The sequence below is a fragment of the Prevotella sp. SGI.167 genome, assembly GCF_050313615.1.
Lineage (GTDB): Bacteria > Bacteroidota > Bacteroidia > Bacteroidales > Bacteroidaceae > Prevotella.
In genome coordinates this window covers 1-18077 of sequence record NZ_JBNPLT010000045.1, presented here as the reverse complement: position 1 = coordinate 18077, position 18077 = coordinate 1, and the positions used below count along the sequence as shown (strand labels likewise).

The window sequence follows — 18077 nt, the reverse complement described above, 5'->3', positions numbered from 1 at the left end:
AATAGCATATTGATGTAACCCCAAGGAGAATCAATGCAAATGAAGGTTTCCAATTCATATATAGCAAATAGCTAACTATAAGCAAGAAAATATTTTGGGCTTTATAAAACCTTTTTGGTATTATCCAATATACTAAGAAAATTAAAGGAAACACAAGCCAGAAATTAAAACTATTAAATACCATGATTTAAGATTTTATTTTTTCAACTCCCCACTTATTTAATAAGATCTCCACTTCCATTGGAATATTGCATTCAAAATCACACTTGCGTGGCACAAAGCCATCAAGTTTTTTCCATGCATCTACAATGGAATATGTGCCATCAAGAATATAGCCTTCTTCCGACAGTTTGCGTACAAGTTCTGTCTGATGGTCATTAAGCATTTCATTGTATTTTTCCAAACGAGCTACAGCTATACACTTCTTGCCTTTCTGAATTGCACTGAACAAAGCACCACTTCCGGCATGACTTATCACTACATCTGCCTTGGCTATATACTCCTTAAACTCAGTCTCTGGTACATAATCCAGACACTTTATCTTATTTGAAGAATAATGCGTATTGCCCAACTGCGCTATAAATTCTTGGTTAGGGTGAAGTTCTTCTATCAACTTCTCCACCATTTCAAGGCAACGAGGAAACTGGTTGCCTTGAGTTCCTAATGTTATGAATACCATTATCGAATGAGATTATACTAATGTTCCACAATATTTTGCCTCAGGATAAAGCTTCAGCATTTCTGGCCATTGAACAAATATCTGGTCAGCCATACGTCTAACTAATATTCCCGTCATCGAACGTGCATATACCTTTGCACGGGTCTCAATAAAGATTATCTTGCTTCCATGCAGTTTACCTATTATAAACAATGGAACAGCAATGTTGCTACCTGTAGAAACAATCACTTTGGGTCTATACTTCTTCCACAACTTCCTACTGGCTAACAGCATTTTAAAATAAACACCTAAGAACGACCATCTGCTTCCAGTGTCATCATCCTTCAATTCTTTTCTTCTGGAAGATTCCCCTTCCATTATTTCTATTGCTCCTATCTCCTTCAATGCTGGCATTTGCTTTGTAGCACGTACATTATCTGTTACAAGCACAGTTTCATACTTGCCAAACAAATCATGCAAAGCCATCATTTGGGAGAAATGTCCGCCTTGATTACAGGCGAACATTATGGTATTGTTTAGTTTACTCATTTTGTTATATAAAAAATTCAGTTGGACTATGTAGGGTTTTGAGTGCCTCATCATATTCATTATATGTTCGTAACCAGCCTTCCATTGGTTCTATTTTATGAAGCGAAAGGTTCTCAAAAGTCGCTTTACAATAAGGTGCATCAACAAAAAAATCAATATTGAAATGCAGAAATTTTACACCTTCTAACATGGATAGCACAGCATTGGACATATTTGTAAGATTTGGTTCTACAAACATTTCTGCTTTCATTATTATTGAATGGGCAAGCTGTTGAAGTTCTCTTAAGTCCGAAGAAAATAACATCATACTGCTTGTTAGCTTCGCTCCTGAAAATTTCTGATTTACCATTTCCAATATGGAGTTATCTAAAAAATCATTGGGATATTCATCCTCAGGAATTCCATTAAATAAGCGGTTGAACTTTTCTCTTTCATCAACCACTATTTTTTGTTTCATCTTGTATTGTTCGGTAAAATCACGTAGATAAACTATCTTGGCATAATGTGCCATTCCATTATGTTGTATACTCTCTACAGCAATAGTCTTAACTATCTTCATGCCATGCTCCGATAACATACGTATTGTATTATCCATCATTTTTACTGAATTTATAATTTTGTCTGCATTTTCCTGAGTGACGCTCATCATTGTCGGTTTTTTGAAAATTATTGGACGTCCAAACCTCCAACCAACTTGTATACCTATCATTGCAGTTTCAGTGCTCTCATTAACAGCCATCAGCAAAATAGGAATTCGATAGTTCTTATCTGAATAGTCTACAGAATCGAGATATTTAAGATAATGTTCATAAGTATTAGAAGTAGAGAAAGAACTTGACACTACATTAATTCCAAATCTCAACTCACCTATAGTCGAAGAACATAATATATCATATACATTATCATCGGATTGTACTAAAGTTATATTAGGAATATTCCTATACAATATCATTGCTGCTATTTGCAGCATACGATAATTTCTCGAATTATTTATCATAGTGTAGAATTAAATTGTGGTTTATAAGTATCAATATTTAATCCGTGCCAATAATCTATAATATCAGATTTTAGGCGCTGTAACAACACTAAATTATTCGGTGTCTTTGGTTTATTTACCAACCTGTTGTTTGTTGGAATAGACCCGTTATATCCGCTATTTGTATCGAAACATGGCACGAGATACACATCTTCTGTATTCAAATCAACACCAGCTGCATATGACGGTAAAGGTCTGCCAATAAGAGCATCCAATTTGCCTTGAGGGATAGGTGTTTTCAGTCGTTGCTGTTGTGTAAAACAATTGACCCTTGAAGTTGTTTTCACCTGAACTAAAAATTGATAAGGTTTCTCATTTACATTCTGCGGTATTATCTCTACCAACAGGTCGAATGCAGGAACCTTACCACCCAATAAGAATACTTGAAATAGATTATATTCCATGAGACGCGTAGAAACTATCATTTCTCCTCTATCTCCAATAACGTTAGTTGGACTTGGCATAAGTTGTAATCATTTATAAGCGTTCACAAATTCAGCTTCAATAAGTTCACAATTTTATAAAAAAGATAGTATTTCACTATTTCGTCTATACTCTTTACAAGCGAACATTACTGTATTGTTTAGTTTTCCCATATGCTATTGCAGTATCAAAGATTCATAAATTCGTTTCAAATGGTTAAGCACGTAATCGGGCAAATAAGTTTCTGCTTTCTTATAGCTTTCCTCACCATGTTTTGTTATATCTGCTTTGTAATCAACATAGTGTTTCATTGCTGAGAATATTTCTTCATCATTTCCAGGAGTTACAAGTATTCCATTTGTCTTATCCACTACCTCAGGTATACCTCCTACTGGTGTAGAGATAATAGGCTTCTTATAGCTCATGGCTTCAAGTATAGAAATAGGTAAACCCTCATTGAAAGATGGCAGAATATACACATCAGCCCAATTAAGCAATTCTATTTTCTTTTCGCCACTCACCCATCCTTCAAATTTCACAAAGTCAGACAAACCACCTTCAGCAATAGCATTACGGAGTTGTTCTTCCATTTTGTTTCCTCCAATCCGCAATTCTATTTTATCCTTTATTTCTTCTTTATGTTTTACGAGTCCACGAATTATGTCAAACACACCTTTTCGTTTACCAATTTCACCCATAAAAAGAAATCTAACAGGACGCCTTTCTATGTCTATTTGTGTATCTTTATCTACTGGCAGAAACTTTGGATAAGCAGTTATATTATGTAGAATAATTATCTTATTAGATTCAACACCTATTTTCTCAAACCATTCTTTCCAAGATTCCGATAACACTATTACTTTATCAGCTTTACGAAGAGTTTGTAAAATGTTATTTTTCTGCTCATTAGAAACTTCTGCATAAAAAACTTTAAATTGTGAAGCATGGGAATGCAGGATAACTTTCTTTCCAAATTTCTTGGCTAAATTTATAATTTTAGTAGACCTTTTGAAATCTGTACCTGCAGCAGTATGTACATGTACTATTTTTACTTGTTTGTCAAAAAGAAGAGTTAAGAACATACGCACATAAGAACATGCGAAGATTTTTACCTTACTTATTCTACTACCCTCTTTAAACATCGGAAAATATCTAATACCATCAATATATTCCGACCAATATTGTACGACAGCAGAAATACCTCCTGGGTGATTGTCCTTGTATTTCACACCAGACATAAGTACTTGTTGACTTAATCTGTTTGATATTATATAGCTCATTCCAATTCAATTTAGTATTATACTTTAATCAAGTGCTAATTTCAAATATTCAATACTTTTTTTTCGAAATGTCAGAAGTTTTTCTTCTACAACACTCCACTCTATAGGATTACCCACCTTCAGAACATCCCCTTGGTAAATATGTTCTCTTGGAATACCGAGCACATTAAACAAAGAATCAATTCTGCTGTTCCTTCCACCTTTTGCACCAATAGCAAAACGATAGAAAGTCATGAACTTTTTATGGAACTGTATACTGAATGCTGAACAATGGAAAGAGTCTGTAAGAACGTATTCTGCATCCTTGATATACTTAACGAAATCATTAGGGTCTACAGCATATGGTGCTTCATCTCCAAACTGTTCATCACTATCAACAAACTCATCCATATGACGAAGAGCTATAATTTTTAGTCCAGTTTTAGCCTTCAATTCGTTGGCAGCTTTTCGAGCATCAGGATTAGTCCCCAAAAAATAACAGAAAATATATGGTTTAGATGTATCAACATTAGCATTCTTGGCTTCCTTTGCCCAATCATCAGCATTAAGTAAGAGAGTTGGGTCTGCAACTACTGTTGCCTTATTTTTAGACAATACATCAACTATTTCCTTCCCTTTCTGCTCTCTCACGCTTACGCGGTAAAAGCGGTTCAAGTAATAAGCTGTATCTTTTTTCTGAAAAGAAGGTATCTCACTTACTCCAAAACTACTTGCATATGCTATCTTACGTACTGCATCATTAACAAACAACAAATTAAAGAACTTTGTCTTTAAACCATGAGGAAGCCAAACTTGATCGCTACCAACAACTACGGCATCATAGTTTAGTGAACCTTCAGTCAATGCTTGATACCCTACATAGTCATGAAACAACGGTATAAGCTTCTTTTGTTTGTAAGCTTCTACCGATTTCGTTCTTGTTTTTATTCCATCAATATATGCCTGACATGTTGGTCTACTCTCAAAACGCTTTAAGAACATTTTTGCGCCTTGCACTCTAAACTGATTTATAGCAATTGCAACCTTTTCTGAGAAAGATAGCCTTTTGACATAATTTATAATCTCCACATCATATCCAAGTTGCTGCAACTTTTTCACTAATGCATAGCCCACAAGCGAAGTACCATAATTTGTATGGTTCTTTTTATAAGCTATAACACAACCTACTTTTTTCGTCATATCAATGAATATTTACTTTCGATTTTAACTTTATTATCAATGGCCAAAGTGCCTTATGTCTACCCAAGAACTGTTGGCCTCGATTTTGCACATAATCCAACCAATCATGCATGGTCGGTTGGCGAAGATAACCCACATCATATTGTGGAACTACCCAACCAAGTTTTTTACCTATATTGATGAATGCCCCATTTCTGCCTTTCTTTTTGAATGACATCTTTTGTGAATCAGAAATAGTTTTAAAAGGAACTTCATCCAAATGAACAACTCCTGCCTTTTGGCATTCTTCAAAAAGACTAAGCCATGCTTTATTTTTAACGATAATACTGTTTACGCCTATTTTGTCATCCGAATATGGCTTTATATGAATATCTCCAAAACTTATATCAGACAATTCCGCATAATGGTCTATGCAGAACAGACATCTGCGAGGAATAAAGAAACTTCTCAAGGGATGATAATAACTCTGATAGTGTTCTTTATAAGTTAGTACCTCGTTAGAAAGAACACTTTCAGAGTTATTATCAATAACCCTAATAGTGTTCGCATCCTCTTCGGGGACTTTCACTACCATCTTCCCAAGACATCCTTCGTCACGATATTGGAAATAAGTGATTTTGTCTTTTGGAATTCCTCTTTCCTTAAACACCTGTTCTGTCATATAGAAAGAACGTCCACAACTACAATAGATGCCGAACAATCCAACCACTTTATCTCGTAGTTTCTTGTCTATCTCCATGAGTTTGCGTAATCCTTGAATGTGGCATGGGAGACCTACAATAACATATCGAGAGCCAGAAGCTGCCTTTATGTCTTGTACCGCTCTATTTAATGTAACAGGTGCATACTTGCTACTTCTTGCAGATATAATATCTCCGCGAGTAGTTGCTATAAATGTTTTTACCAACAGTGGATTCTCTTTGTCGAACCTTGTAACAACAGCTCCATCTATTTTCTTATTCTCTAACAACCAAATAAGAAACTGACTCACCATACCTCCTGAAGCAGAATGATATCTTACTTCAAAATCGTTAGAATACCCAGTAAAACACTTTTCATACCTACCAGCCATCTTGTCATGATTGGTATTTTCTGACTGATATTTATCAGCAAGACGCACGAGGTCAACACCAAGACCAGGACAAGCTTTTATGCAACGCCCACAATTCTTGCATTTAGAACTGTCAATCTTTGGGCGAAAATTCCCTTTTTCTACGACTGTAGTGATAGCATCAAAAGGGCAAGCTCCTTCACAAACACCACATCCTGTACAAAGGTCATTTTGCAACGTATTATTTATATTATTTTCCATCTTCAAATATGAAATAATAAGGTTTAACCTGACCATTATTATTTAAATAATATTTATAAGTAAACATTACTGAGCAGAAACAAATAATAACAGCCATAAAATATCTTTTTTCCTTATTTCTCAACTCTCCTAACATTAATGGTATGAGGAACAAGATGAATATATTGAAATCAATAAATAAACGATATGCAAATACAGCCATTACATTTGTCAAATTAAAAATTACAATTGAGATTACGACAGCGTAGGTTTCAAATATGTAAGTCTTTGGATTTTTCAGGAATACGACAACCAATGCCAGTATTGTATACAACATAGAAGTAGTATTGCCAATAGACTCACGATCCGCAGCAAGTTCAATATAAATAGCATATGTATCACCCATTCCTAATAAGGACAATAGTTGTAATACATATACAAACAAAAATCTTTGCGCAACATAGTACATCACAAAAGATCCAATAACTCCTGCATAAAGAATTGTCTTGTTTAATTGGCCATTTACTTTATTCACATACCAATGTAATGGTATCAACAAGAGGAATAACATTTCACTAGAATGAAACAACAAAGAAGTCAAAAAAGTAACGCCAGCAAATAGGACATACTTTCTTTCAAACAACCAAGGAACTGCAAGCAGTATTAAACTTATGGCAAACATTTGTCGAATAATATTGAACGACATAAAATAAAAGCCCATCATATAAAACAATAACAAAACCCAAGACTTATCACATCTATTATAATTTGCCAAGCGCAGAATAGCCCAAAGGGTTGTCACAAACATTCCACCATATAAAATAATATAATGTATTCCAAGGCTATTTGAATAATAAAGCAACCAATAGAAGCCTTTTTCTGTTCTTGAAGTAGCAGCTAAAACTCTTTCTACGGAATAATAGTTTTCAAAATCAGAAATATAACTTGGATAATCAGTACCGACCTCAACACCTCTCAACACAGCAACACACACTAAAGCAAACACTGAAGTATAATATAATGCATTACTTTTTGGGAACGATCTATATAAAAACAGAATAACCAAAAGAATTACATAAATACCAGGAAGTCCAACTTCATTTACCATTTCTCAGTTTTTTTAATAGATTATTCACTATTGTTGCAACAATAATATATAGTCGAGCAATCTGATATTGTTTTATATAAAACATGATTCTATGCTCTATACCTATAGCCGACTTGGCAACGTTAGATAGTTGTGAAACTTCACTATTTAAGGAATTAAATACATCTTTTCCTTCATTACCTTCACAACAAGATTCTAATAATCCAACCAATAGATTTGCTTTCTTGATATTTAAAGCCTTATCAATCTTATTGGACATTCCATATGTTTCTTTGCGAGCTATCTCATAATTAAATTTGGCTTGTTGTTTTTTCGCAAAAGAAGGTTTGTGAACTATAGAGTCTTCATTCATAAATTCATAATGATACATTGCGTCACTTATTACCTTTATCTTCTTAGAATGAGCAAAATTTCTAACTACCCATTGGAAGTCCTCACCCATATTTTGACCATCAAAGAAAGAAATCTTATGTTTTACAGATATTTCTCTTTTATACATACGTCCCCATAAACCGTGATGACAATCATGTTTTATTATTCCACATAACTGTTCCTCTACATTGTTATAAGCAATATTTGTCATAGGAATAATACCCCTAATAGTATGCTTAACAACACCGAATGTAATTATGTCCGCATCACCTATTTGATCTACGCATTTTTGAATAGCATCATTATCTAAGAAATCATCTGCATCCACCCACATGAGATAATCACCAGTAGCGTTATGAAGACCAGTATTCCTCGCAGAGGCGGATCCTCCATTTTGAGAATGCTCAATAATCTTAATCTGTTGTTCTCTATAAGTGAATTCTTTAATGACATTACGAAGGACATCAATACTTTTATCTAGTGTACAGTCGTTTACTAAAACATATTCTACATTAGAATATGTCTGATTAAAAAGACTTTTTGCACATCGTGCAATATATTTTTCTGCTCCATAAACAGGAACGATAATTGAAACTTTAGGAGTTTTCATAATTTACTAGTATGGTAATGAGAAAAAGAATTATGATATAATTTATCAGATAAGAAATCTAATATTTATAAACTATGTTCCAACCATTTTATTGATTCTATCAATAACTCTTCACGAATTTCATTTGTTTTTTTCCAATCTATTTTATTTGTATCATCTATATCCGATGAATTAATTATTCTTGTCATTAGTCCGAGATTTCCTAACAATGAATCAAATCTACTATTACCTCTCTTTGAATTTTCAAAAACAAAGAAGTCCTTGTTAAAATTGATTGAAAATGCAGTACCATGAAAAGAATCTGTAATTATAAACTCTGCATCACGAAAATAAGACAACCAAAGCTCAACAGAATCACTGCTATCTACTTTTGCTCCTGCACTTTTGATAAAATACGGCAATCCTTTTTTATGAGCAAAATTCTTAATTACAGCCAACTTATCAACACTCTCATCTAGTATATAGGCAAAAACAAAGGGATTCTGTTTTGGTATATTTTTGCATAAATCACAATAATCACTAGCATATAAAAGAAGTGTAGGATCAAGAACATTAACAGAATCTACTCCTAAATAATTCTTGCATAGTTTTATACCAGATAATTCCCTAACAGAAATAGCATTAAAACAAGTGGCTAATTTTGAACATATCTTAGTTTGTCTTTCTGTAAAAGTCCATTTGTCAACACCAAAAGATGCCGCATAAGCTATACGCTTAATTTTCTGATTCTTAATGAAACTCAAGAAATAGCGTTGTATATATTTACTGTATCTTGGATTCCACACTTGATCACTACCCACAACAATCGCATCAAATCCGTACTTGCAGACTATATTACGTTCTATTTTTCTTGTACGTGGTGTGGTTAATTTAATGTATCTATTCACAAACCCCCGCAAGGGAATTTCTTCTTTGATATGTTCTTGTGGAGTTTTATCAAAATGAATAGCTTTTCCTAATATCTTATAAATTACTACACGCCATGCTTTATCTAACCAGTCAAGCCAAGTGTATTTTCTGTAATCTATTGTCCAAACATCATGCCCCATGTTCTGCAAAACTTTCTGCAATGCATAGTTCTGTAGAATACCCCCATAATTACTTGTTAAAGGTCTGGTAATTATACCTATTTTCATAATTTAATATATTTTAAATCTTTTTCCAATCTATTTAAAATCTCCTTGGTAAACAACCTCTTTCCCTTCTTGTTCATAAAGAAGCTATTGATATAAAGTTCCGATGCCGTAAAGCGCTTGTCCTTCAAATAGTTCAAGACTGGTATTTTTAAAGTGTTAGCAGCGTTTATATATCTAAGAATATGCTCATGGATAAACTCATCTGTAAAGCGAGAAGAAAGATAATCTGTTACTGGCAAAATTGTTATTATCGGTTTGAAATTATGCATTTTGCAGTACTCTAGCATTTCACGTAGAATACGTATATTTTGCTCAATATCACTCATATTCTTTTCCGAAAGGTTTGGCTTTGGCAATACAATGTCAAACTGCTGATTCCAACAGTCTATCCAATGGTCTGCATCTTTATAGAGAGTTGCAACATCCTTCATTGGGTTCTCTACCAGTTCAAGACGTATATCCTTCTTTACATCACAAAGAACATAGCGAAGCAAACGGGGATTAAATAAAACGGGATACTTTAAAAGCTTTATTTGCTCCATTTTACTGTAATCTACAATATCATCCTTATCAAGAAATGTATAGTATTTGGCATGTGTACTTCTCGTTTTTTGACGATATAAAAAAAAACTCAATAGACATACAGGGATTAATACACATGCTCCAGAAGCCAAATGAGATGTGATTTTACGTAATATGGCAAAGTCATATTCAAAAGTTTGAGGACCAACAGCACAATTCATGGCTTGAACATCCATTTCACTATAATCAAATGCAAACTTAGGGTGATTACTTCCTAGATTCACCACTTGCAAGTTATTGGGAAAAATCGCCATATCCCAATACTTGCGTACATCAACAAACTGATTGTTGAAATGATTTGTTCGCTTATAAATGGCATTGGCAATAAATAATACAGCAATGCATAATATAATGAGTGCTAAAATAAAAATAATCATCGTATATTAATTTAATGCCATTCCACCATCAACCACTATCACCTGTCCTACAATACTATTTGCAGCATCCGAAGCTAAGAAACATGCCGTTTCCGCAATTTCCTCAACAGTTACATATCTTCCATTTAAATTATATGATAAATTTAGATTTCCATCCTTGGGAAGATTAGGATTAATATCAGTTAACCCCATGCCAGGGGCTATTGCATTTACAACAACATTATTCTTTATAAGAGCCTTTGCCATTCCTCGGGTAATACCATTAGCTCCCCATTTAGATGCCCAATAAGGACCAAATCCACCACGAACACCCTCTATGGATGTTATATTAATAATTTTACTGACCGTAGAATTGCTGTTAGCCATAGCTTCACCTTCTGCTTGACAGATAAAGAACAAACCTTTGAGGTTGGTATCAAGTATTTTGTTCCATTCTGCCTCATCAATGTCGTTCCATTTCTTAGGAGTCCAAACACCTGCATTATTAATGGCTACATTAATTGTACCATAGATAGCATTAGCCTCGTTCATTTTCGTCTTGGCTATAGACACATCACATAAATCCCATACAAGATAGGATACGTTATGCCCCAATGATTTCACTGCTGACTCAAGTTTATTTTCATTACGCCCCGTAATAATTACCTTTGCTCCACATTCAACAAAACGTTTTGCTATGGCTAAACCGAAACCACTACCACCTCCTGTAACAAGAACTATTTTATCTGCCATATACGTATTTTCATTCTTAAATGTAAAATTGGCTTTTACTATTCTCTTTGGCTGTGCCGTCGAGAGTACTCTTTTAAAAAAACTCTTTATTGACATATTATTGATGTTTAAATTTATTATAAATGAATGAGAAAACTTTTGCTCGTTCTTCCTTTTTTAAACCTAAATGAAAGGCTGACAATAACAATGAAATTTCTGCAGAGAAACCTACCATAAATAATCTCCCCCAACCATCATGCATAAAATGCGTTATCATTGTTGGAAATATAATAGTACATAATGTCACTAATCCACATGGTAGAAGTATCTTGGTAAACACATACCTATAAGGAAAATATTCGTATTTATGAATAAGCCAGTAAACAGCAAACATACTACCTATTTCTACAGCAAAAATAACCAAGAATACAGAATATGCAGGACAACCTAATCTGAGAAGAACATATCCCACAGGTAATGTTGCAATCATCATACTACCTATTGTAACATTACCAGTTTTTATCTTTCCAATAGAATGATATGGCATGAGCGCTGCGATATGAAAAGTACGCCAAGTGTAAGTTATAAGTACAATAACAGCAAACAATGAAGTTTCTTCAGGTACTGCATCCCCTAACCAAATACCTAAAATAAAATGAATTTCAAAGATAATTGGCACAACAAGTGCAAGCATCAATATATAAGAAAACTTAGCTGCATAAAACGTCATTATATACATTTTATCCACGTTACCTTCTGCATAATTTTTGATAACTTGTGGGCGAACAGCTGTCATAAAACTACCTATAAATTGAGTTACTGCACCTTGAATTTGAAATGCGATAGCACGTGCTGTATTAACGATTGGACCAAAGAAAATATTAAGCAATAGATTTACTCCTTCTCCTTGACAAACTAGCGCTAAATGACCAAATAGATCCCAACCTCCATAACTTATAAGCCGCTTGTATAGTTCTTTATCTTTTACAAGAGAAAATCTACATTCAACAAAATGTTTTACTACATACCACCTATAGAACAGCTGTACTATAACGGTATTTACCAATAGCAGCAAGCCATAAAACACAAGACTATCTATAGGGGAGATCGTTATCAAGTATGCAATAACAAGACGAGAAACTGCTTCATATAATCCAACATACGCATATATTGCCATCTCCTCATGTGCTATGAGTGATGCATTATATGGTACCTGTGTAAAACTCACCATCGTGGTAATAATGGAAAACTGAAAAACCCAAAATGCAGCAACCATTCGATTTTCAGGTATAACCATCTTTTCATAAAAGAACCACAGACCAATTGTTTCGCCGAATATCAACACCAATAAAGCAATACCAATATGCAAATTTAGGCAAGCACCAAAAGTAGACTTCTGCTTATCAAAATTCCTCTCACCAAGGGCAAATGTCAAAAAACGGCTAGTACTTGCACCAAGAGCACTATTAAGGAAACCAACGATGGTGACTATTCCACCAACAACATTATATATACCATAATCAGAAGCACCTAAAGTATTCAGAATGACTCTTGAAGTATAAAGCGAAACAAGCATCACCACTATCATCCTTATATACAGGAAGATGGTATTTTTAGCTATACGTTTATTATCTGATACTACCATTATCTGTGCCATTTTACGTTTTCCTTGAGAACTTTTGCAGGTACCCCTCCAACTATTGAATGTGCAGGAACATCTTTCGTTACAAGTGCTCCGGAAGCAACAATTGCACCTTCACCGATGGTCACGCCCTTAAGAATGGTTGCACCTTGACCAATCCATACATGTCGACCTATTTTGATTGGTTTGGCAATCTTATAACCTTCTTCTTCAATAGTATGACCATCAAAAGAACGTATACATACATCACGTCCTATAGTTGCCCCTTCACCTATCTCTATGGTTTCGCCACAAGATATTTGTACATTTTCATTAATAAAACCACCATGAAGGATTAAATGACTATTAGGAAATATACGAATATAAGAATTTGCATATACACTAAAATCTCCATCTACTGTAATTTTGGCATTGTCCTCCAATAAAATACGGGTCTCTGGTCTTGACTTCTTCACCTGCTTTATACCTACAATTAATTTTCCTTTCAAAATCATCTGAGAACCTGCATTCATCTGTACAACAGTTCTACTGACATTTAAAAAAGGATAACGAATCGCCTTGACAACATTTGAGGATATGAGATTGATAGAAAAGAAAGTGTTCCATGCACTAACCGACAGTCCCATATGCTTAAATAATGATAGTATTCGTTTGGACAACATTGCAAACCTAATAGTTTTCTTCTTTATTGCAGTGAATTTTGTTGGAACTGGAGGAAAAAATTTCTTAGCAACTTCCTCAAATGGTTCCAGATCTATAGCTTCATAAAACTCTGCCCGATTGGGTTTAAGAGTTTTTAAAGACGTATTCATGGCAGGATTCCCTCTACGAGCATCTGTCATTGTAAACTCTTTCCAATTGACGTTATTCTTTATAGCCTCAAAAAGTGCCATTCCTTTGTCAGAATTTACCATAACAAGGGATGTACCTCTGTCTTGATCCATCGTCTTGTCTATATTTTCAATACCCCAAAAGTCGGCAAGTGTAATATCTGCTTTCTGTGGGAACCCCTTGAAATGACATTCATAACAAGAAGGACGAGTAAGAAGGTTTGCTTGTAAATAACCTATAAAGAAAAGGTCGTGATAACGGTCTTTGCAATATTCCTTTCCATTAGCAAAGTTCACACGCATAGAGAAGTTATGCCATCCCCATTCTTTCGCTTTAAACTTTATCTTGGTTGCCTTAGCTCCAAACTGGCGCTCAAGCATATCCATATACCTGATAAAGACTTTAGGGGAATTGACACCTCGACAAATAAAATCACAAGTTGTTAGATTATCATAATCCTTATTGCCCAGCACCTTATATAGAGCCTGTACCTGGCAAGGACAACCACAGAAGAAAACTTCCTTGTCCTCTCTCAAAAGTTGCTTTATCTCCTTATAAACACCTTTAGCATTGCTTTGGAGATATTTACTACTTCTTATTTCTTCCAAGCGTTGTGGATTTGCATCAACAATCTGTGATACAGTATGGTCATCATTATAAACGGCTCCACCAACATACGCATTCTTAGCATACATAGCTTTAGCAAGCATAGAATGTACACCACCAGATGTACTGTCTGTACGAATACTGTCATCTTTTGAGTATGCTGCAAACACTCGCGGTTCGTCATATCTTACAACTTTATCTGCAGGTTGTAAGATAGGACATACCTTCTCACAAAGACGACAATTAATACATGTATTCATATCTACTTCTGGATACCAAAATCCTTCGGTGTCAACCTTAAAAGATATGGAACCTTTTGGACATACATCACCACAAGCGTTGCATCCGCAACACTCCTCTTTACGTTTTATATCTATCATTAATCAAATTTTGTATTGTTACTAAATAAATTATCTATAGCTAGAAGTGTTATGAAGTTATGCTCTATAAATAACATATTCGGATTATCAGGTACTTGCATCTCTTTATTTCTTCCTTTTAAAGAAAGAAGAAAATAGACATCATAGAAATCACGTCGCTCCTCAAAGAGAAACGTCTTGATTCTAGAGTACTTCCCGACAAAATTACCGATATAAGCATAAATGTCGTCCTTTAACGCCTGCTTACATTCGTCTGTGACATCCCGAAGTAAGTTAATGACACCAACCGTAATTTTGGGTGCCAAGAATGCCAATAATTTAGATTCTATTATATACTCTACCATTGTCTTTATTTTTAAAGAGGTAGGCTCCACACCAAAAGCGAAAAGTAGCTCATAAAATGCTAATGATGCTTCGCCTACCGAATATTTTTCTTTACACGTACACCAACACCTACCAATAAAGAACTTTCGAAACTCTCTGCAGAATAGTAATTATAACCTCTTAATACAATTGCATAATTTTATCAACATCTGTATTAGACACGGATAATCAGATTGACCTTCAACACTATCTTTATTCTGAAGAACTTTTTTATTTTTCAAATCATTTATTACAAATGCAAATTGCCCAAAATTGAAGATATTCATGACGACGTCAAGTAAAGAGAACAAACTGTAGAATATGATAAATAAGAATAAATATAAAGTAGCTGTATTTATGGCATTTTCATACCCGCTCAGAAAAAAACATCCACTTACATTCGCCTTCATAACAATGCTTACCACAAAGCTGAATAACAATGTGACAACTAGCATTAATAACATCATGGCAAACGTAGCATTGATTTTTTGGAATAAAGCTGGCTTATTTTCATTTTTTCTTTTAGAGAGCTTTTGAATTAGTTCTGAATTACTGAAACCTATCAATAAGGCATACCCAGACAATACAAAACCTACAATACTAGGATAACCTCCATTCACAAAAGAGCAAAGGTGTCCTAACATATCAACAGTAGGTATTGACGACATATTTATAACAACGATGCAGAGGATTTCAAGAAATAAAGGACGCCATATACTTTTCAGCAAATATCTCCAAGGATAAATATGCCAAACATTCCTCCAACCGGTATATTTTTTATTACCCATTTCTTCCAAAGAATGACAACATTTTCTTCTTCAATTCGGACTTCAAATTTTTCTCTGTAGTTACCAACTTACAACTTTGCGGATAATTTTGAGTCGAAACGGTTTGATATTCACCATCAAATTCACCTTTGGCAATAGCATATCCATTATTTCTTGTAAGAGAAAGAATACCTCCAATAAGGCTCTTTTTCTTAATTTTTAAAGGATTTTTGGACGTTCCAGAAAAAGTTGAATGCATTTTTCGTACTTCCTGAGCTTTTAATTCATCATCAATTGCAGCTTCATAATCTTCATTCACATCATTATTAGAATAAGAGACATGCAATTCCAATGAAACCAATTTAGAAGAAGAATATATCTTATCCAGTAAAATTGAGTCAGTTACAATATTAACCTCGACGGATTCATCGAATTCTTGATTTACAACTTTAGATAAAGCCAACTGAAAAAACTTTTGCAGTTGTCCAAGCGAAGGACTTTCTCTACCTATAATTGCTATTTTATGAATACTTGGAAGAAAATAAAAATCCTTTTCCTTTGCATTAGGGTACTTTTTAAGCGTAAATTCGAAATCTTCAACTACATTTAATTCTCTGTTAAACCATTTCTTCCCTTGTAAATCGGTAAAATTAACAAGTCTACCATAACAAAAGTCTTTATCAACATCAAAAGACTCAATTTGAGTTATTTTTTCCGCAAAGGTGTTTACCGCAATTTTCAAATCAAACACCTTAGCAAATAATTCTGCATACCTCTGTGGCGATTGTCTACTTTCTGGATAAAGTACAACGTTAAGGAATCTCACTTCCTTTTTTACCAATCTTTCGTTAGGTTCAATTGATTTTTTCATTTTGAGATAATTTTAATGTCTTATAATAATTAATCTCTTCTGAAAATATCTCTAGTATATACCTTCTCCTTCACATCATCCAGACAAGCATCATAGCGATTGGCGATGATGGCATGGCTCTGTGCCTTGAAGGCTTCGAGGTTGTTCTCTACTCGGCTACCAAAGAAGGTGCTGCCCTCTTCCAGGGTTGGCTCATAGATGACTACCTCTGCACCCTTAGCCTTGATACGTTTCATGATTCCCTGGATAGCTGACTGGCGGAAGTTATCGCTGTTTGACTTCATGGTCAGACGATAGACTCCAATCACGCAGTTGTGTTCCTTGCTGGCATCATAGCTGTTGGCATCGGCATAGCTGTAATAACCCGCCTTCTGGAGTACGGCATCAGCGATATAGTCCTTACGGGTGCGGTTGCTCTCTACGATTGCCTCTATCAGGTTCTCAGGAACATCAGCATAGTTTGCCAGGAGCTGCTTGGTATCCTTTGGCAGGCAATAACCACCATAGCCGAAGCTTGGGTTGTTGTAATGGGTGCCGATTCGTGGATCAAGGCCTACGCCATCGATGATAGCCTTGGTATCGAGTCCCTTTACCTCTGCGTATGTATCCAACTCATTGAAATAGCTTACTCGGAGTGCCAGATAGGTATTGGCGAAGAGCTTGACAGCCTCAGCTTCCTTCATGCCCATGAAGAGGGTATCGATGTTTTCCTTGATGGCGCCTTCCTGGAGCAAAGCGGCGAAGGTCTTGGCTGCTTCCTTCAACATCTCGACATTGGTTACTGACTTGATAGCCTCGTTCTCCTCTGCAAACTCAGGGCGATCGATAATCTTTGGATAGCCTACAATAATGCGACTTGGGTAAAGGTTATCATAGAGTGCCTTGCTCTCACGAAGGAACTCTGGAGAGAAGAGAAGGTTGAAATTCTTCACGCCCTTCTTGGCATACTTCAAGTAGAGGTTGCGGGTGTAACCTACAGGGATGGTGCTCTTAATGACCATCACAGCATCTGGGTTTACCTCCAGAACCAGGTCGATGACTTCTTCTACATGGGTTGTATCGAAGTAGTTCTTCACCGGGTCGTAGTTGGTTGGTGCTGCAATCACTACGAAGTCTGCATCCTTATAGGCTGACTTGCCGTCAAGGGTTGCCACGAGATTCAATGGCTTTTCTGCCAAATACTTTTCGATGTAATCGTCCTGGATTGGAGAAATCTTATTGTTGAGTTTCTCCACCTTCTCTGGGATTACATCTACTGCTGTTACATGATGGTGCTGAGACAATAGCGTTGCTATGCTCAGACCG

18 protein-coding genes are annotated in these 18077 nt (G+C 35.1%); all 18 read right to left on the bottom strand.

The annotated features are described in order from the left end of the window. Positions 1–187 precede the first annotated feature (187 nt). Positions 188–679 (bottom strand): glycosyltransferase, encoded by a 492-nt coding sequence (locus tag ACQRBJ_RS14705; RefSeq protein ID WP_445304059.1) that lies wholly within the window; start codon positions 677–679, stop codon positions 188–190. 12 nt (positions 680–691) lie between these two features. Next, positions 692–1207 (bottom strand): PssD/Cps14F family polysaccharide biosynthesis glycosyltransferase, encoded by a 516-nt coding sequence (gene pssD / locus ACQRBJ_RS14700; RefSeq protein WP_445304058.1) that lies wholly within the window; start codon positions 1205–1207, stop codon positions 692–694. Positions 1208–1211: 4 nt separating this feature from the next. Continuing rightward, positions 1212–2177 (bottom strand): hypothetical protein, encoded by a 966-nt coding sequence (locus ACQRBJ_RS14695; protein ID WP_445304057.1) that lies wholly within the window; start codon positions 2175–2177, stop codon positions 1212–1214. A 23-nt stretch (positions 2178–2200) separates the two neighbouring features. Then, positions 2201–2707: a hypothetical protein gene (locus ACQRBJ_RS14690; protein ID WP_445304056.1), complete on the bottom strand. Its 507-nt coding sequence runs from the start codon at positions 2705–2707 to the stop codon at positions 2201–2203. Between the two features lie 135 nt (positions 2708–2842). After that, the gene (locus ACQRBJ_RS14685; protein WP_445304055.1) at positions 2843–3946 is read right to left on the bottom strand and encodes a glycosyltransferase family 4 protein; all 1104 of its coding nucleotides are present in this window, start codon (positions 3944–3946) and stop codon (positions 2843–2845) included. Between the two features lie 24 nt (positions 3947–3970). Continuing rightward, the gene (locus tag ACQRBJ_RS14680) at positions 3971–5125 is read right to left on the bottom strand and encodes a polysaccharide pyruvyl transferase family protein (protein WP_445304054.1); all 1155 of its coding nucleotides are present in this window, start codon (positions 5123–5125) and stop codon (positions 3971–3973) included. A gap of 1 nt (position 5126) precedes the next feature. Continuing rightward, complete coding sequence (locus ACQRBJ_RS14675) at positions 5127–6437, bottom strand: Coenzyme F420 hydrogenase/dehydrogenase, beta subunit C-terminal domain (protein ID WP_445304053.1); 1311 nt, start codon at positions 6435–6437, stop codon at positions 5127–5129. Further along, entirely contained in the window at positions 6427–7524 is a 1098-nt protein-coding gene (locus tag ACQRBJ_RS14670) for an EpsG family protein (protein ID WP_445304052.1), read from the bottom strand. Before ACQRBJ_RS14670 ends, ACQRBJ_RS14675 begins: the two co-directional genes overlap by 11 nt. Continuing rightward, positions 7514–8506, bottom strand: coding sequence for a glycosyltransferase family 2 protein (locus ACQRBJ_RS14665; protein WP_445304051.1), 993 nt, complete (start codon positions 8504–8506; stop codon positions 7514–7516). The genes ACQRBJ_RS14670 and ACQRBJ_RS14665 overlap by 11 nt, the downstream gene beginning before the upstream one ends. Positions 8507–8571: 65 nt before the next feature. Then, positions 8572–9642, bottom strand: coding sequence for a polysaccharide pyruvyl transferase family protein (locus ACQRBJ_RS14660; protein ID WP_445304050.1), 1071 nt, complete (start codon positions 9640–9642; stop codon positions 8572–8574). Continuing rightward, positions 9639–10601 (bottom strand): hypothetical protein, encoded by a 963-nt coding sequence (locus ACQRBJ_RS14655; protein WP_445304049.1) that lies wholly within the window; start codon positions 10599–10601, stop codon positions 9639–9641. The genes ACQRBJ_RS14660 and ACQRBJ_RS14655 overlap by 4 nt, the downstream gene beginning before the upstream one ends. Before the next feature lie 6 nt (positions 10602–10607). Continuing rightward, on the bottom strand, positions 10608–11333 hold the full coding sequence (locus tag ACQRBJ_RS14650) for an SDR family NAD(P)-dependent oxidoreductase (protein WP_445304048.1): 726 nt from the start codon (positions 11331–11333) through the stop codon (positions 10608–10610). A 97-nt stretch (positions 11334–11430) separates the two neighbouring features. Continuing rightward, on the bottom strand, positions 11431–12969 hold the full coding sequence (locus ACQRBJ_RS14645; RefSeq protein WP_445304047.1) for an MATE family efflux transporter: 1539 nt from the start codon (positions 12967–12969) through the stop codon (positions 11431–11433). Beyond that, entirely contained in the window at positions 12957–14771 is a 1815-nt protein-coding gene (locus ACQRBJ_RS14640; protein ID WP_445304046.1) for a Coenzyme F420 hydrogenase/dehydrogenase, beta subunit C-terminal domain, read from the bottom strand. The genes ACQRBJ_RS14645 and ACQRBJ_RS14640 overlap by 13 nt, the downstream gene beginning before the upstream one ends. Next, the gene (locus ACQRBJ_RS14635; RefSeq protein WP_445304045.1) at positions 14771–15115 is read right to left on the bottom strand and encodes a hypothetical protein; all 345 of its coding nucleotides are present in this window, start codon (positions 15113–15115) and stop codon (positions 14771–14773) included. Before ACQRBJ_RS14635 ends, ACQRBJ_RS14640 begins: the two co-directional genes overlap by 1 nt. Positions 15116–15265: 150 nt before the next feature. Next, positions 15266–15922, bottom strand: a complete 657-nt coding sequence (locus ACQRBJ_RS14630) for a hypothetical protein (RefSeq protein ID WP_445304044.1) — start codon at positions 15920–15922, stop codon at positions 15266–15268. Further along, a complete protein-coding gene (locus ACQRBJ_RS14625) occupies positions 15915–16772 on the bottom strand; it encodes a DUF4747 family protein (RefSeq protein WP_445304043.1) in 858 nt (285 codons plus the stop codon). Before ACQRBJ_RS14625 ends, ACQRBJ_RS14630 begins: the two co-directional genes overlap by 8 nt. Positions 16773–16801: 29 nt before the next feature. Then, a partial coding sequence (locus ACQRBJ_RS14620) for a UDP binding domain-containing protein (RefSeq protein ID WP_445304042.1) occupies positions 16802–18077 on the bottom strand: 1276 nt, incomplete at its 5' end.

Coding starts and splice junctions, on each gene's coding strand:
- ACQRBJ_RS14705 (WP_445304059.1), bottom strand. CDS start 679: ATGGTATTCATAACATTAGGAACTCAAGGCAACCAGTTTCCTCGTTGC.
- pssD (WP_445304058.1), bottom strand. CDS start 1,207: ATGAGTAAACTAAACAATACCATAATGTTCGCCTGTAATCAAGGCGGA.
- ACQRBJ_RS14695 (WP_445304057.1), bottom strand. CDS start 2,177: ATGCTGCAAATAGCAGCAATGATATTGTATAGGAATATTCCTAATATA.
- ACQRBJ_RS14690 (WP_445304056.1), bottom strand. CDS start 2,707: ATGCCAAGTCCAACTAACGTTATTGGAGATAGAGGAGAAATGATAGTT.
- ACQRBJ_RS14685 (WP_445304055.1), bottom strand. CDS start 3,946: ATGAGCTATATAATATCAAACAGATTAAGTCAACAAGTACTTATGTCT.
- ACQRBJ_RS14680 (WP_445304054.1), bottom strand. CDS start 5,125: ATGACGAAAAAAGTAGGTTGTGTTATAGCTTATAAAAAGAACCATACA.
- ACQRBJ_RS14675 (WP_445304053.1), bottom strand. CDS start 6,437: ATGGAAAATAATATAAATAATACGTTGCAAAATGACCTTTGTACAGGA.
- ACQRBJ_RS14670 (WP_445304052.1), bottom strand. CDS start 7,524: ATGGTAAATGAAGTTGGACTTCCTGGTATTTATGTAATTCTTTTGGTT.
- ACQRBJ_RS14665 (WP_445304051.1), bottom strand. CDS start 8,506: ATGAAAACTCCTAAAGTTTCAATTATCGTTCCTGTTTATGGAGCAGAA.
- ACQRBJ_RS14660 (WP_445304050.1), bottom strand. CDS start 9,642: ATGAAAATAGGTATAATTACCAGACCTTTAACAAGTAATTATGGGGGT.
- ACQRBJ_RS14655 (WP_445304049.1), bottom strand. CDS start 10,601: ATGATTATTTTTATTTTAGCACTCATTATATTATGCATTGCTGTATTA.
- ACQRBJ_RS14650 (WP_445304048.1), bottom strand. CDS start 11,333: ATGGCAGATAAAATAGTTCTTGTTACAGGAGGTGGTAGTGGTTTCGGT.
- ACQRBJ_RS14645 (WP_445304047.1), bottom strand. CDS start 12,969: ATGGCACAGATAATGGTAGTATCAGATAATAAACGTATAGCTAAAAAT.
- ACQRBJ_RS14640 (WP_445304046.1), bottom strand. CDS start 14,771: ATGATAGATATAAAACGTAAAGAGGAGTGTTGCGGATGCAACGCTTGT.
- ACQRBJ_RS14635 (WP_445304045.1), bottom strand. CDS start 15,115: ATGGTAGAGTATATAATAGAATCTAAATTATTGGCATTCTTGGCACCC.
- ACQRBJ_RS14630 (WP_445304044.1), bottom strand. CDS start 15,922: ATGGGTAATAAAAAATATACCGGTTGGAGGAATGTTTGGCATATTTAT.
- ACQRBJ_RS14625 (WP_445304043.1), bottom strand. CDS start 16,772: ATGAAAAAATCAATTGAACCTAACGAAAGATTGGTAAAAAAGGAAGTG.